Genomic DNA, 14,319 nt, shown 5'->3' on the forward strand with positions numbered 1-14,319 from the left:
CGTGTTCCCGATTTCATTCAACTTAATAACAAAGGAGTTTTGCGAGTGAGTTCCCCTTTGACGTCAAATGGCCGCCGCAGGATGAAGACCAAAAATCTGTGGCTGCTGGCCGCCCTAGGATTCATTGTGTTCGTCGCCGTTCAACTGTTTCCGACCACCGATTCGGAGTCCTTGCAGCTGCAGCAAGCAAATGAGGTGATCAGCAAACCGGAAGCAACTGCCCGTGCAAGTGAATTTGTCCAATCCGTACTTGGGATCGACCTGCCGAATCCCACGAAGGATAAAGCATTGATTACATACGAAACGCGTTCCGATCTGTTTGGTTACTTAACCAAAGCCGATCTGCTCGCCCCATACTTAAAAACGTATGACAAGCAATTTCCATATGACGTATTTCGTGTCCGTTACACGGACCCCACCGAATCGTTAAGCGCCGTGACCGTGGATGTCCATATGACCACCGGTCAAGTCGTCGGCTTCGAGGAGATCAGTTCCTCCAGCAACGCCACCAAGCAGATGATGCTTGATGTAGGATCGGAAACCACCGATTCCATGAAGGCATGGGAGGGGGATTTAACGTTAGCGGAGAAAGAAGAGCTGGCACAGCCTTACCTGAACGCCTTTGGATTTAAATCAAGCGATCTGGAGCTGGCCTCCGGTGAAGGGGATGTGGGCCTCCTCTACCATATCAATGGCTACACGTTAGGCGAATCGCAAGCGGAAATCAAGCTCAGCTTCGAATACGGCAAGGTTTCCTCGTTGGAGAGCTATTTTACCGTACCGCAGGCTCATCAGGACTACGTCGCCGGACAGACGAAAATCGCCAGCTGGCTCACCTATGCCGGATACGCCCTGTTGACGTTCGTGCTGGCGATTCTGGCGATCGTCTACAGCGCGCTGACACGGGCCCATACCTCGTTTAAGCGGGGTATTTTCCTGGCCTCGGCTTACTTCGTGCTATCCACGATTGGAACGATCAACATGATCCCCGTGTTCCAAAAAGACGGTCTTGAATCCGGCGTGCTCATCTTTGGCCTCTTCTTCCAAGGTCTGGTGACGTTGTTCCTCGCCGCTTCCGTGTACTTCTCGCTGGTGGGCGGCGATGGACTGTGGCGGAAGAACGGCATCAACTTGTGGGCGCGATCACGGGAAGAAGGGTACGGCCGTTCCATCCTGACCTCCGTGGCTGACGGGTATGCCTGGGCATTGATCCTGTTAGGCGTTCAATCCGTTGTTTTCTTCATTCTAGAGCAAACGATTCATACCTGGTCCACGACCGATGCGACGCAATCGCCTTACAACATGGTGTACCCGCTATTGTTTCCGCTGCTGGCTTGGGTGGCAGGGATCGGAGAAGAAGCGGTGTATCGCTTGTTCGGGATCCCAATGCTGAAGAAAATGTTCCGCAGCACCTTTGTCGCCTGCCTGCTGTCGACCTTAATCTGGGCGTTTGGCCACACGTTGTATCCGATTTATCCGGTCATTTCGCGCCCGATCGAATTAACCTTTATCGGACTGCTGTTCAGCTTCGTGTTCCTGCGCTACGGCTTCGCGACCGTTGTCTTCTCGCACGTCATCTTCGACAGCATCCTGATGTCGCTGAGCCTGATGTTTATGGGCGGAGCGCTGAACATCGTCGCCGGGTTGTTCTACATCGCCTTGCCGGCGATCGTTGCGTATGTGATTTACTTGTTTAACCCGCCAAGCAAGGAGCGGAAGACCCCGACGCCGCAACAAAAAGAGGAGCCGTATGTTATGACTCCTCTGGCGGATCTTCGTCCCGAAGGGCATTAAGGATTTGACGGGCTAATTTATCCCCGATAGAAAGAGGCCGAAAGTCTTCGACGGAGGCCTCTTTAATTTTTTTCAGCGATCCAAAGTGCTTAAGCAGCGCCTTCCGGCGTTTCTCCCCGATGCCGGGGATCGAGTCCAGCCGTGAGGCGACCATCGACTTGGCCCGCTGTTCGCGATGGAACGAAATGGCGAAGCGGTGCACCTCGTCCTGAATCCGCTGCAGCAGGTAGAACTCCTGGCTGTCGCGCGGCAGATAAACCGGCTCCGGCGGATCAAACGCCATCAGCTGTGCGGTTTTATGCTTGGCGTCCTTCACGAGGCCGCATACCGGGATGTGTAGGCCCAGCTCGTTCTCCAGCACATCGGTAGCCGCAGAGATCTGCCCCTTGCCTCCGTCGACCACGATTAGGTCAGGCCGCGGTAAATTCTCCTTCAGCACCCGCTCATAGCGACGGCGGATGACCTCGCGCATCGTCTCGTAATCGTCCGGGCCCTTCACGGTTTTTACTTTATATTTGCGGTATTCCTTCTTGGCCGGCTTGCCGTCAATGAACACCACCATGGCTGAGACCGGGTTCGACCCTTGGATGTTGGAGTTATCAAACGCTTCGATCCGCGACACCGACTCCAGGCCAATCGCTTTGCCGAGGTTCTCGGCCGCCTTCGAGGTGCGTTCCTCATCCCGTTCGATCAGGCGGAACTTCTCGTCCAGCGTCACGCGCGCGTTCTCCTCGGCCATTTTGGTCATTTGCCGCTTTAAGCCGCGTTGCGGCACCAGCGTCTTCACCCCCAGCCATTCCTGCAAGGCGGTTGGAGCATCGAGCGCGCCGGCCTCCTCTTGATCCTCCGGCTTCTCCGGCAGCAGAATCTCCTGCGGCAAAGCCGGGTTATCGCTGTAATACTGCGTCACGTAGGACATAAAATCGCCGTAGGCGTCGCCGTAAAACGGAAAGACCGACGCATGCCGTTCGATCATTTTTCCCTGACGCATGTATAGAATCTGCACGCACATCCAGCCCTTGTCTACGGCATACCCAAACACGTCGCGGTCCTTCGCATCGGTCACCGTAATCTTCTGCTTCTCCATCAGCGCATCGATGTTGATGATTTGGTCGCGCAGTTCCTTGGCCCGCTCGAATTGCAAGGCTTCGGCCGCCTCGTGCATTTTGCGCTCCAGCTCTTTCTTGATCTCCTCATGCCCGCCGCTAAGGAACGAAACAATTTCTTGAGTCATCTTCTCGTACGTTTCCTTCTCCACCTCATGCACGCAAGGCGCCAAGCACTGGCCGATGTGATAATACAAGCACACTTCCTTCGGCATCACATTGCATTTGCGCAGCGGATACATGCGGTCGAGCAGCTTCTTCGTTTGCTGAGCCGCGTAGGCGTTCGGATACGGACCAAAATATTTTGCTTTATCTTTAAGCACCCGCCGGGTCACTTCCAGCCGGGGATGCGGTTCATTCGTAATTTTGATATAGGGGAAAGTCTTGTCATCCTTCAGGAGGATATTGTAACGCGGATGATGTTCTTTAATCAGGTTACATTCCAGGATAAGTGCTTCCATATTGCTCGCGGTCACGATGTATTCGAAGTCGCGGATCTCGGATACGAGCAGCTGGGTTTTCCCGTTATGGCTGCCTGTAAAATAGGAACGGACCCGGTTCTTCAGCACCTTGGCTTTGCCGACGTAAATGATCTTACCGTCTTTGTTCTTCATTAAGTAACAACCCGGGGAATCGGGCAGCAGCGCCAGTTTATGTTGGATTCGCTCCATCGCTTTCTCGTAACTTAACGTTTCATTGGCCGATGTGTCCAAGCTTCCTCCTCCTTTCTCCACTCCAAGTTAACGCAGAAAACGCCTCCGGCCCAAACCGGAGGCGTCATCCAAGGCGTCAAGCGACGCGCCTGATCGTCTGGATTATTGATGTTTAGCGATCAGGTTCTTCAGCGTATCCTTCGAGTTCAATCCGACGATTTTATCGACCGGTTGACCGTCTTTGAACAGGATCAGTGTAGGAATGCTCATCACGCCGAAACGGGAAGCTGTTTCCGGGTTATCATCCACGTTCAGCTTGGCGATCTTCACGGAGTCACCTACTTCTGCATCCAGCTCCTCCAGAATCGGAGCGATCATTTTGCAAGGGCCGCACCATGGAGCCCAAAAATCAACAAGAACCGGACCTTGTCCTTCGATTTCAGCATTGAAGGACTGATCGGATACGTTCACGATAGCCATGATAATTTCCTCCTTATTTGGGTTGCCCGGCCTGGCACTTTAGTGACACAAGCGCGAACAACTGGATAGTTAGACAAAAAAATTGGAGCAGTCAGCCCAAAAAGCTGTTGCCGAACTCATTATACCACACTACACTGAAAAAAAGAAAGTGTATGGTAACGCCTTCTTTACAAAACGAAAAAAGTTTGGTTATACTAAGAATAACCTGAAAACGGATTGTCTATGACATATTTCATTGACGAGACGATAATTTCCTGAGGAGGCCCGTCGCCATGGATGCTAACACGCATGCGAACGATCCGCGGCAGCATATCAACGAAGAACCCCGCAACGATCTGTTTGATTTGATGAACGGCTTTTTTGGCATGTTGACGTTTATGATCGTGATTTTCTTCGGCATGGTCATCATTAAATTTATCGCCAGCTAGGCGGTAACCAGACCTCGAATTAACGAAAGAGCCAGGCGATCCCCCGATAAGGGATGTGCTCGGCTCTTTATCTTTGTCCGCAGTATTCCGTTATTAGGCTTGGCCGCGCTTATTCGTCCCATTCACCTGAACAACGTTCACGAACGGGGCAATCCGATCCATTAACCGTTGGCCCTTATGCCGCTCTTCCCCGTCCTTGCTCGTAAAGCTCAAATGCTTCTCCAACGCACTCAAGGAATAGTTTGACGTGTAGAACGTGGGCTTCCGGTTCATCCGATAATTCAAAATCGCGCCCATGACATGGTCGCGCACCCACGGATTCAGGTTCTCTGCACCGATATCGTCAAAGATCAGCAGATCCACCTGCTTCATCATTTCCACCGTTTCGCGCAGCTTGTCGCTGTCCTGCAGCATGCTCTTCAGCTCTTCCACGAATTCCGGCATATAAACGATGGCGCCGGAGTAACCTTCCTTGGCCAGTTCGTGCAGCAAATAGCACATCAAGAACGTTTTGCCGGTGCCAAACGGACCTTCCAGATACAGCCCTTTCGTTTGCAGGCCGGATTCCTTCGTTTCATTAATATAGCGGAACACTTGCCCTACCGCCGGCGCACGCATGGCATCCTTCGTCATGATTTCCACTTCGTCATAACCGGCTTCCAGCGCCCGCTCATCCACATAAAAGCTATGAATCCGTTTCTTGACGGACAATTCGCGCTCATATTGCAGTTGCTTGGGGCATGGCACCTGACGATCTACAAGCTGCGGGCTCCCGCCCACCTGCTCGACCGTCAGCTTCGTGAAATGGCCAGGGAAATCGTTGGGACATTGCTCCAAGCCCGGGCAGTTGGCGCAGTGCTTGCTGTCGTTGATGTATTGATACAGCTTGGCCATCCCGCGCGTCAGCTGCTCCTGTTCCAGCTCCGGATGTTGGTCCCGGAGTTCCCTTACCAGCGGGTCATTCATCAGACGTGCGGTCAGCTCCTCGGAGCGTTGTTTGAATTGCGTGCTTTTCATCTGCGTAAGCAGTTCCCCAAGTGATTCCATTGATTGTGTCACCTTCCTTCCCCAAGCCTAAACGGATTCAGACTTCTTTTTTATGCTTTCCGGATTGCATGCGTTCCGCCATCTTAATCAGCTCAGCAAATTCTTCTTCCGATACGGCGGTCTCCTGGCCAGTCCGTTCCACAATCGGGATTTCCGGCTTCGGCTTCGCTCCCCGGCTGCCGTAGGTTCGCGCCCGTCCTCCACCGGAGGCGGCGCCGCCCGCCTTCTCCTTGACCTTCTCCTTCACCTTCGATTGGTCGCGGATATATTGTACGGCCTGCTCATACGTGTTGATCTGCTTAAGCAGCATGTTGGCTGCGATCGCATCGATGAAATTGCGATTGATCCGCTGCTCCCCGCCAGAAGTGAGCAAAGACATCAAATAATGGATCAGTACGTTGATTACTTCGCCGGGCAGCTTGTAGTTCAAATCGATTTTCTCAAAAATGTCCAGCAGGTTGTCCGGAATCGATCCCGGAAAGAACGTCTTCAGTAACCGGGTATACGGCTCATTGCGAAGCATCATATTATATTGGTGAATATCGCATTTGCTTTGGAATTGCGGCGGTACGTCAACGTAATACTCCATCTGTACCGCAACCTCCTCGGCCACGTTCCCCGCTTGAGCGGAAGCGGCCGCCGCTTTCGGCTCCTCGCCGCGCAACGCGACGATTTTGCCGTAAGCTACCTCGCGTTCCTCCTGACGGCGCTTGCCTTGGCGGAACTGCAGGTTGGCCTTGTGCTGGAGTGCATCCAGCAGAATCCCGCCGCCCGGATCAAAGACGCCGTCTTCATCCAGCAGCCGGCAAATATCCTGGACGCTTAAATCGTACTTGCGGGCAACATAATTCACCACGCCCATCCCTTCCGGGTCAAAGCGAAGCGCCTCAACGAAGGAGCGATTCTGGGACTCACGCGGAAAACGCAGGATGATGTCCGCATAGTTGATCGCATCCTCTTCCAAAGCCAGCTTGAGCCCCGGCTGCCTGGCGATCGACGTCTCGGCAATCGCCTGCTCCAGCTCGTAATCAATGGAATGGGTGTTCAGCTCAAAGATCTCATAGAACGGAACCGTAATATTTTCCTTATTCAGGCCAACCCCTGACCACGCCTCCGGTTCTCCGCGGAACAACTGCTCCCGCAGAGACAGGACCGCGAATTTCCCGATCTTGTCTCGTAGCAGCAAAGTCAGGTGCTGAGTCCGGAAAAATTCCGCCGGCGCCAGCGGTGCCTGAAGCTCATATTCGTAGATATAATCGTCGCTGTCCGGAACATAGAGCCGGTTCGTCTGAAGCAGCCCCACCGCCTCCAACCGGGAAGTCTGCTCGATGAGAAACTTCCGCCCTTTCTCGCTTGGATCGAGGCCAAGAGTCAGGAACAGCTTCCGCTGCTGCTCGACGTCCGAATATCCAACCTGCTCCTGGGGAACATGCTCTACCAGCAGCCGGTACAGCGAAATCGCGAACGCCCCGACCATCGGTTGATAGATCAAACCTAGCATTTTGCCATCGACGGGACTGAGTCCGAAGTCACGGTATACGCAATAACGGTGATTTTCGGTAAAATGCAGCATGTTGTTCATGCGCACGGCTTCATCGCTCCTTCCCTATCACGTACAAATAGACTTCCTCTATTTTAGCATAAAAGACGCCGTCCTGAATCGCCCCCAGCTTACAAAAATCTCCCTTTTTCTTCCTGAGCCTCGCCGGGACAATGTTTTACGCCGGAATAAGCACAAAAAAGAACCGTCCCCCTGATGGGGCGGCCCTTTACTCCCTCTTCTTTATCATCTATTTGTTATGTAAATGCCACTCTTTTAAATAAGGGCGATCTCCGGCTAAAAAACGCCGAACCTCATCAATGGAGACCCCCTCCTCCTTTGCCATGGCGAGCAAAATCACCCATTCCGGGTCAACGTTTCCGGGGAACCGATCATAAGAAATAACCTGGGCGGACTTCTTCAACAACAATCTCCTCCTAAGATCATTATTTTGGTTTTGTCCCCAGGCAGTCCAGCCATCTTAGTATTCCTACCTTAGATCTGAGACTTTGTGCCCCTGCTTTTCAACAGGTTTACCCTTATCTGGTGCTTCTGATGCCAATGGATCTCCTTAGTCAGTATGCATCTTGGTACTTATTATAACGTCTCAAATTTGAAAAGTATGTCATTCCACGTAAGTTCGGCATACCGTTTTCATCGAAAAGGTTAGCTTTTTTTGTTTAATCCCTAATGTTCTTGTCATATTGAACCACCGCTTGTCAAGTACTAGGAATTGTTTCTTATAGAGAACAATAAATCGTGAAATCCCGTGAATTAGTCAGATTTTTAAAGAAAACAATAGATAAATGTTCTTTATTAAGAACAAATCACTGGATTTGCGCCTTTCCTAACGTTAACCATTTCAGGTATATTCAAATCACGGTGTTTGTTCTTAATAACGAACATATTAACGAACATAACGGACCATACCTAGAAAGGAGCGACTATTCTGCGAAGATCCCGAGCTGAAGTAATCCGTAAACTACGCAAAAAACGGAAGAAGCAAAACATGGTCAAATCGCTGCAGTCCGGATTAATTCTCTCAACTCTGCTCTTGTGGACTTCTCAGCAGGTTGGCACAACCTTCGGCGAATTCACCAGCACACGCGAAGATAACACGGAAATCAAGGCGTGCCGAGTCTTTCCAAGCCAAATCGAAAGCCAGCTCGCGATGTTGGCCGAGCATTTGAACCGAGCCGCTTCCTTAAAAGGAAGACTTATCGGAGCAAGCCTAATCCGCGCTTCGATAGATACAACAACTCCGATCTCGTCTCCGGCTCTTCCGAATGCGAGTGATCCGGCCACCAGTCTTCCGCTGCCCCCGTCTTCAACCGATGCGGTGTACTCCAGCGGCGACGGACCGGTCAGCTCGGAAGGTTCCGCAGATTTCTCCGCAAGCCTGCAGCTGGACGCAGCCGAAGGCTTATCGGCACGGATTAGCGAGCTGAACGCCACAATCCAGCAGCTGCAGCAGCAACTGGCGCTGAATCAGTCCACTTGGCAAGAGCTGGTGCAGGAAATCACGGCAGCGACCGCCGTGATTCAAGGGCTACTGACTTCATTAAACGGCCTGGAGCCGAATTGTGCCGAGCTCACGCAAACTACGGTGCTTGACCGGATTGCGGATCTCCTGAAGGGCAGCGGTTTGCTATCCGGCCCGCTTCGCGGGACGTTACAGGAGATCTTAAGCTACCTGCGCTCCGTCCATCAATCTGAGTTTAGCCTCTCGACCAACGGCTTTGTTGCTATCGCTTTTGCCAGCCCGTTTTCGTCCCGGTCGGCCGATGATTTAAGTGCCTTCAGCGATCCGGTCGCCGGCGAAGAGCGCACGTACTTTGAGAGCGTACATGCTTCTCTGGAATCGGCAATCGCAGGCTTAACTGCCGAGATTTCCAGTCTCGAAGCGCAGCGGGCTCAACTGTTGGCAGAAGCGGAAGCACAGCGGCTGGCGGAGCTGGAACGATTAAAGCAGTTGGAGGAAGAACCCCCTCCGACGGTGGGCGATTCCGGTGATGGAGCAGTCCAACCTCCTGCAGAAGAAGATGGTGTTGCAGAGGATGAATCTGCAACCCTTCCGCCGGATGCGCCGGCTAGCAGCGGCACACCGGGGCTAGAACCTCTGCTGCCCCCCGAGCAGCCAAATCCATTGGACAGTCTTATCCTGACGAAACCGGAGGATGAACTGCCCATCGATTTGAACGACGACGGGGATGAAGAGGATGACGATGACGAGAATGAGGACGCGATTCCTTCAGAAGTAGGTGAATAACATGCGTATTCGTAAATGGTTAGGAAACGCGCTGACGTTCCTGATGGCGGTTGCCTTTTTTACCGTGGCAGGCTCGGTGGTCCTCTCAAAGATTTCCGGCAGCGAACCGAACTTCTACGGCTATCAGCTGAAAACGGTCTTGTCCGGCTCGATGGAGCCTTCCATCCCTACCGGTTCCGTTGCGGCCATTAAGCCGGGCGGCGATATGACCCGTTTCAACGTCGGCGACGTCATCACCTTCCGGTCAGGCGATAACAAGCTGATTACCCACCGCATCATCGAGGTGACACAGGACGAACAAAACGGCCAGGTGCTGTACCGGACGAAAGGCGATAATAACGATTCCGCCGATTCGGAATTGGTGCACCCCGCGAATGTGACCGGCGTCTATACCGGATTTAACGTTCCGTACGTGGGCTATTTCTTAAGCTTCGCTGGAACGAAGACGGGGAATGTCACCCTGTTGATCATCCCAGGGATCCTATTGTTCCTGTACGCGGTGGTTACGCTGTGGAAAGCCATCGCCAGTCTGGAAGAAAAAAAACCGGAAGCGAATCAATCGCAATCGGACACCAAGCACCCTGACGTCATTGACGCATCAACCTAAGCTCAGCACTAATGATTTGGTTGTTCTCCTTATGTATACATAAGGATGCTATATATAAAAAATTTATTTAAGATCAGGGAGGAATTCAGGAATGGGTATCAAAAAGACATTAGGTTTTGGGGTAGCAACTGCAGCACTCGGTTTGACATTGATCGGCGGAGGAACGTTCGCTTACTTTAGCGATACGGTCGAAACGACTGGGACGTTCGCCGCAGGTACATTGGATATCAACGCTGATCCAACAGCGATTGTAAATCTTAACAACTTGAAACCAGGTGACACGATTCCTCGTACGTTCAAGCTCAAAAATGACGGAACGCTTGACATTAAAGAAGTTCTGTTGAAAACGAGCTACACGGTGACGAATAAAGCCGGCGCTCCAGACAACACGGACGATTTTGGTAAACATATTAAGGTAAAATTCCTGAACAATATCGACAAGCTGAATGACGTCATTTGGGAAACTACGCTCTATGACCTGCAAAATCAAACACCGGACGCCGTTGAAAGAGGCTTCTTCCTCGGCGAGCGCAGCGGCTTAAGAGCCGGCACTACCGACACGTTGGCCGTTGCTTTTGAATTCGTGGACAACGGTCAAGACCAAAACCAATTCCAAGGCGACACGCTGAACCTGACGTGGACGTTTGAAGCGAAACAAGGCGACGGTCAAATTAGATAATTTGAGAAATTTAAGCAGAACACCTTACCCCGATCTGGGACTAAGGTGTTCTTTGTTTGGTTGAATTTCCGACTTAACACCTTTGTCCGATCCCGGTTATTCTGATATAATGACATCAAATTATTTCTGATAGAAGGGCGACGGCTACATGGCAGAACATATTGGCGAGCGTATTCAGAAACTTCGGCAGGACCGAGGGTACTCCTTGTCCGAGCTGGCGGAGAAGGCAGATGTGGCAAAATCCTATCTCAGCAACGTTGAGCGCAATATTCAATCGAATCCCTCTATTTCCTTCATTGAGAAGATAGCCGACGCTCTTAACGTCTCGATCAACCTGCTATTGTATGGCGACCGCCCCGCACCGGAATTACTCGATCCGGAATGGTCGGAGTTGGTGCAGGAAGCTATGACTTCGGGCGTCAGCAAGAAGGAATTTAAGGAATTCCTTGAATATCAGAAATGGAAGCGAGGCCAGCAGGAATAACGGTACACAGAGAAAAAGTACACACAGAAAAAGCGCGAGACCTCAGGGTTATCCCCCGACGGTACTCGCGCTTTTTTTAAAACATTTTGTACCCGCCCAACCGCAGTTTTCGGATCGTCCATCCGCTTAGGATCGCCCCGCACAGCCCGGCGAACGCCGTCAAATAATCGACCAGCCGGAACGATGCGAGATAGGTCCCAAAGCTCTGTTCATGGTCCCACAGCGTATAGACCACAATGGGCAAAATCACAATGATAAAGACGTATGCCGGAAACCAGGTTGTTTTCATTAACATATTCAAAATGAAACCGATGCCGAACATCATCACGAAGAAGAGAACCATCAGCACCAGTACGATGAGCCAGCCCATCGATCGCTCCCCCACCCTTCTTAGAGGTAACTATAACATTCATCACACTAAATCAAGCTAGTAGTTAGTTTACTAGATATTATGTAACGAAGCAATGAACTTTACATGAAAATGGAGTGAATCGATTTGCCCCGTCTAGGCTCCTTGCGATACAATAAGATACGTATTGGCAATTCGTAAATGAGGATCAGATTGAATCTAGGAGTGATTATACATGAACGAAGCTACTCTAACCTTAGAAGGTTGGTATGCGCTTCACGATTTCCGCACCATCGATTGGACCGCCTGGAAAGCGGCGGATGACGAAGAACGCGCCGGAGCCCTGGAGGAGCTGCATACGTTCCTGAAAGAATGGGAATTGATGGAGGAATCCAAAACCGGCAGCACCGCGGTGTATTCGATCGTCGGACAGAAAGCCGATCTCGTGTTCATGCACCTGCGCGAAAGCCTGGAAGAGCTGAACGCCCTGGAGACGGCCTTCAACAAAACAACCTTTGCTGAATATACAACCAAAGCATACTCCTACGTCAGCGTCGTAGAACTTAGCAATTATCTCGCATCCGGCGGCGGTGACCCGAAGGCGAATCCGGAAGTGATGGCCCGTTTGCAGCCGATCCTGCCGAAGACCAACCATATCTGCTTCTATCCAATGAACAAAAAGCGCGATCTCACCGACAACTGGTACATGCTGACGATGGAAGAGCGCCGCGAAATGATGCGCAGCCATGGCCTGATCGGCCGCAGCTATGCAGGTAAAGTGAAGCAGATCATCACTGGTTCCGTAGGCCTCGACGATTGGGAATGGGGCGTTACCCTGTTCGCCGACGATGCCTTGCAATTCAAGAAGCTGGTCTATGAAATGCGGTTTGACGAGGTCAGCGCACGTTTTGGCGAGTTTGGTGCCTTTTACGTCGGCAATCTGCTGAATGCAGAGCGTTTGGACGAGATGTTGAAAGTGTAATTCCATATAGATAAGAAAAACGTCTATCGACGTATATTCTAGGAAGACAGACCGCGGTTAGCGGTAGTTTTTCTTGTGATATCAGGAAGCGGAAGCTCCGAAGTTTATACTTTCTGATATCTTAAAAAAGAAGGGTGTGCCAGCCTCGGGCGGCACACCCTTTTGTTCGTTTAATCTTCCCCTTCGGCCTCTGCCTCCAGCGACTTCAGGAACTCCGCGGTCGCCCGGTCGCGTTCGCGGCTCTTCTCCTTCAGCCGTTCGATGGCCGGCTGGATCAGAAGGTCCACTTCCTTCTGCACCGTATAAGCCAAATCGTAACGCTGCTGCGATTCCAGGTAAGATCCCACTTCCATCAAGGCGTTATAGCGATCCAGCTCGTCCCGCGTCAACAGCCCCCGAACCTGTACGCTGCAGTGACGCATCTTAGAAGAATCTTCCTTTCTTCAACACCAGCGGAATCCCGCCGATAATGAACAGGTAACGCATATCCACCAGCTTCTTTAATTGGGCAGCAACCCAACCTTTATATTTCTTGCCAAACGCGCTGGCGATGGCTTCCCCTTTGCCCAGCGAAGCCACGGTTCCTTTATTGCTGAACACAAATTTCTTGAGCTCTTTGCCGCGAATGGCCGCCACCACGTTTTGCGCACAGGTCACCCCTTGCTGCATGGCAATTTGCGCCGTAGGTGGGTATGGACGCCCTTCCGGATTAAACATCAGCGAATTGTCCCCGATGATAAAGACGTTATCATGGCCAGGTGCCCGCAAATAATCGTCGACCTTCACGCGACCGCGCGCTGTCTCGAAGCCTGCCGCTTCGATAAGACGGTTGCCACGGATGCCGCCTGTCCAAATGACGGTTTGCGACTTAATTTCCTCTCCGGTGGCCAAGATAACACCATCCGGCGTGCATTCCTTGATCGCTACGCCAATCTTGAACTGTACGCCCTTCTTCTTCAGCACGTCCATCGCGTATTCGACCAGCTCCGGATCGAAGCCTGGCAGAACCGTTGGTGCAGCTTCAACGTTGTACACGTTAACAAAGTTCGGATCAACGTCGTATTCCTTGCACAGCTGCGGGATCCGATCAGCCAGCTCGGCAACGAATTCAATGCCGCTGAAGCCCGCGCCGCCAACGACGAAGTTCAATCGGTCGGTCCGGCTTTCGTCCATTTTGTAAAGCGCAAATTGATATTCGATATGCTGGCGAATTAAGCGAACGGAATTGATACTGCGGATCGTCATCGCATATTCCGTCAGGCCCGGGATGCCAAAGGATTCCGGTTCGCCGCCCAGCGCGATCACCAGATAATCATAAGAAAGGGTTCCGTCCTGCAGCACGACCTTCTTGTCGGCCAGACGAATCTCCTGTACATTCGATTTCACAAGGTCGATTTTAAATTCGTCAATTAATTTGGATATTGCCACTCGGGTATGTTCAATGGAATCCGTCCCGGCAGCCGGCATATGCAGATGCGTCGTGAAGTAGTGATAGTCGTGCCGATTCACCAGAGTAACGTCCGCTTCATTGTAATTCAACTCTTTCTGCAGCCGCTGCGCGGTAAGAATGCCGCCATAACCCGCACCAAGAATCACTATTTTGGGTATGGTACTCATGTAATTGTTCTCCTTCCAATATTACGCACTCTATATTTGATTAAAGCCAAAAACGCAATGTGAAAATTAACACATAAAAACCCAGTCTATACCAACTCAAACCGTTTCAGTCATCCCATTAGGTCAATCCAGAGACATTTGTCACATTTTAGTATTAGTTTAAACCTTATTTGTAGGATGAGCAAAAGTCTTCTGTCGTATAATCATAAATGTACTTTTTTCGTCACAAATATGAATGCATACATTTGAATGATATCGGCTTTTGCCTAAAAGATCAAGTCTTA

General features: G+C 51.4%; 15 protein-coding genes and 1 riboswitch. Of the genes, 7 read left to right on the top strand and 8 right to left on the bottom strand.

Annotation, left to right across the window (positions count from 1 at the left end; translation table 11 throughout):
* The first annotated feature begins 81 nt into the window (after positions 1–81).
* The gene (locus U9M73_RS13055; RefSeq protein ID WP_407673981.1) at positions 82–1,794 is read left to right on the top strand and encodes a CPBP family intramembrane glutamic endopeptidase; all 1,713 of its coding nucleotides are present in this window, start codon (positions 82–84) and stop codon (positions 1,792–1,794) included.
* Here U9M73_RS13055 and uvrC read toward each other — a convergent pair.
* Together uvrC and trxA are read right to left on the bottom strand one after the other, a co-directional pair.
* A complete protein-coding gene (uvrC, locus tag U9M73_RS13060) occupies positions 1,754–3,571 on the bottom strand; it encodes an excinuclease ABC subunit UvrC (RefSeq protein WP_050769744.1) in 1,818 nt (605 codons plus the stop codon). The genes U9M73_RS13055 and uvrC overlap by 41 nt on opposite strands.
* 144 nt (positions 3,572–3,715) lie before the next feature.
* Positions 3,716–4,033 carry a thioredoxin gene (gene trxA / locus U9M73_RS13065; protein WP_009224820.1) on the bottom strand — a complete coding sequence of 106 codons (318 nt, stop codon included), beginning with the start codon at positions 4,031–4,033 and terminating at the stop codon, positions 3,716–3,718.
* Positions 4,034–4,305: 272 nt separating this feature from the next.
* Here trxA and U9M73_RS13070 point away from each other — a divergent pair, with 272 nt between their 5' ends.
* A complete protein-coding gene (locus tag U9M73_RS13070) occupies positions 4,306–4,461 on the top strand; it encodes a hypothetical protein (protein ID WP_009224819.1) in 156 nt (51 codons plus the stop codon).
* 93 nt (positions 4,462–4,554) lie between these two features.
* On the opposite strand, the gene dnaI is transcribed toward U9M73_RS13070, so the two are convergent.
* From dnaI to U9M73_RS13085, 3 genes are all read right to left on the bottom strand, one after another.
* Positions 4,555–5,508: a primosomal protein DnaI gene (gene dnaI / locus U9M73_RS13075; protein WP_009224818.1), complete on the bottom strand. Its 954-nt coding sequence runs from the start codon at positions 5,506–5,508 to the stop codon at positions 4,555–4,557.
* A 37-nt stretch (positions 5,509–5,545) separates the two neighbouring features.
* Positions 5,546–7,096, bottom strand: coding sequence for a DnaD domain protein (locus tag U9M73_RS13080; protein ID WP_260070535.1), 1,551 nt, complete (start codon positions 7,094–7,096; stop codon positions 5,546–5,548).
* A gap of 202 nt (positions 7,097–7,298) precedes the next feature.
* A complete protein-coding gene (locus U9M73_RS13085) occupies positions 7,299–7,472 on the bottom strand; it encodes an anti-repressor SinI family protein (protein ID WP_260070536.1) in 174 nt (57 codons plus the stop codon).
* A 39-nt stretch (positions 7,473–7,511) separates the two neighbouring features.
* Positions 7,512–7,596, bottom strand: a riboswitch (cyclic di-GMP riboswitch).
* Positions 7,597–8,057: 461 nt separating this feature from the next.
* Between U9M73_RS13085 and U9M73_RS13090 the strand changes: the two genes are divergently transcribed.
* From U9M73_RS13090 to U9M73_RS13105, 4 genes are all read left to right on the top strand, one after another.
* Complete coding sequence (locus U9M73_RS13090; RefSeq protein WP_323077608.1) at positions 8,058–9,317, top strand: hypothetical protein; 1,260 nt, start codon at positions 8,058–8,060, stop codon at positions 9,315–9,317.
* 1 nt (position 9,318) lies between these two features.
* The gene (gene sipW, locus U9M73_RS13095) at positions 9,319–9,924 is read left to right on the top strand and encodes a signal peptidase I SipW (RefSeq protein ID WP_323077610.1); all 606 of its coding nucleotides are present in this window, start codon (positions 9,319–9,321) and stop codon (positions 9,922–9,924) included.
* 91 nt (positions 9,925–10,015) lie between these two features.
* Positions 10,016–10,603, top strand: a complete 588-nt coding sequence (locus U9M73_RS13100; RefSeq protein ID WP_260070539.1) for a CalY family protein — start codon at positions 10,016–10,018, stop codon at positions 10,601–10,603.
* Positions 10,604–10,751: 148 nt separating this feature from the next.
* Positions 10,752–11,087 carry a helix-turn-helix domain-containing protein gene (locus U9M73_RS13105; protein WP_009224812.1) on the top strand — a complete coding sequence of 112 codons (336 nt, stop codon included), beginning with the start codon at positions 10,752–10,754 and terminating at the stop codon, positions 11,085–11,087.
* Positions 11,088–11,163: 76 nt separating this feature from the next.
* Here U9M73_RS13105 and U9M73_RS13110 read toward each other — a convergent pair whose 3' ends face one another.
* The gene (locus tag U9M73_RS13110; RefSeq protein WP_009224811.1) at positions 11,164–11,457 is read right to left on the bottom strand and encodes a YuiB family protein; all 294 of its coding nucleotides are present in this window, start codon (positions 11,455–11,457) and stop codon (positions 11,164–11,166) included.
* A gap of 214 nt (positions 11,458–11,671) precedes the next feature.
* On the opposite strand from U9M73_RS13110, the gene hemQ reads away from it, so the two are divergent.
* Positions 11,672–12,418 (top strand): hydrogen peroxide-dependent heme synthase, encoded by a 747-nt coding sequence (gene hemQ, locus U9M73_RS13115; protein WP_009224810.1) that lies wholly within the window; start codon positions 11,672–11,674, stop codon positions 12,416–12,418.
* 170 nt (positions 12,419–12,588) lie between these two features.
* Here the strand turns inward: hemQ and U9M73_RS13120 are convergent, their stop codons facing one another.
* Together U9M73_RS13120 and U9M73_RS13125 are read right to left on the bottom strand one after the other, a co-directional pair.
* The gene (locus U9M73_RS13120) at positions 12,589–12,840 is read right to left on the bottom strand and encodes a hypothetical protein (protein ID WP_260070541.1); all 252 of its coding nucleotides are present in this window, start codon (positions 12,838–12,840) and stop codon (positions 12,589–12,591) included.
* 1 nt (position 12,841) lies between these two features.
* On the bottom strand, positions 12,842–14,035 hold the full coding sequence (locus U9M73_RS13125; protein ID WP_009224808.1) for an NAD(P)/FAD-dependent oxidoreductase: 1,194 nt from the start codon (positions 14,033–14,035) through the stop codon (positions 12,842–12,844).
* Positions 14,036–14,319 lie beyond the last annotated feature (284 nt).

The organism is Paenibacillus phoenicis, assembly GCF_034718895.1.
In the GTDB taxonomy this organism is placed as follows: Bacteria; Bacillota; Bacilli; order Paenibacillales; family Paenibacillaceae; genus Fontibacillus; species Fontibacillus phoenicis.

What these genes read in the sequence shown, in the direction of transcription:
- U9M73_RS13055 (WP_407673981.1), top strand. Translation starts at nt 82, where the DNA reads ATGAAGACCAAAAATCTGTGGCTGCTGGCCGCCCTAGGATTCATTGTG.
- uvrC (WP_050769744.1), bottom strand. Translation starts at nt 3,571, where the DNA reads ATGGAGCGAATCCAACATAAACTGGCGCTGCTGCCCGATTCCCCGGGT.
- trxA (WP_009224820.1), bottom strand. Translation starts at nt 4,033, where the DNA reads ATGGCTATCGTGAACGTATCCGATCAGTCCTTCAATGCTGAAATCGAA.
- U9M73_RS13070 (WP_009224819.1), top strand. Translation starts at nt 4,306, where the DNA reads ATGGATGCTAACACGCATGCGAACGATCCGCGGCAGCATATCAACGAA.
- dnaI (WP_009224818.1), bottom strand. Translation starts at nt 5,508, where the DNA reads ATGGAATCACTTGGGGAACTGCTTACGCAGATGAAAAGCACGCAATTC.
- U9M73_RS13090 (WP_323077608.1), top strand. Translation starts at nt 8,058, where the DNA reads ATGGTCAAATCGCTGCAGTCCGGATTAATTCTCTCAACTCTGCTCTTG.
- sipW (WP_323077610.1), top strand. Translation starts at nt 9,319, where the DNA reads ATGCGTATTCGTAAATGGTTAGGAAACGCGCTGACGTTCCTGATGGCG.
- U9M73_RS13100 (WP_260070539.1), top strand. Translation starts at nt 10,016, where the DNA reads ATGGGTATCAAAAAGACATTAGGTTTTGGGGTAGCAACTGCAGCACTC.
- U9M73_RS13105 (WP_009224812.1), top strand. Translation starts at nt 10,752, where the DNA reads ATGGCAGAACATATTGGCGAGCGTATTCAGAAACTTCGGCAGGACCGA.
- U9M73_RS13110 (WP_009224811.1), bottom strand. Translation starts at nt 11,457, where the DNA reads ATGGGCTGGCTCATCGTACTGGTGCTGATGGTTCTCTTCTTCGTGATG.
- hemQ (WP_009224810.1), top strand. Translation starts at nt 11,672, where the DNA reads ATGAACGAAGCTACTCTAACCTTAGAAGGTTGGTATGCGCTTCACGAT.
- U9M73_RS13120 (WP_260070541.1), bottom strand. Translation starts at nt 12,840, where the DNA reads ATGCGTCACTGCAGCGTACAGGTTCGGGGGCTGTTGACGCGGGACGAG.
- U9M73_RS13125 (WP_009224808.1), bottom strand. Translation starts at nt 14,035, where the DNA reads ATGAGTACCATACCCAAAATAGTGATTCTTGGTGCGGGTTATGGCGGC.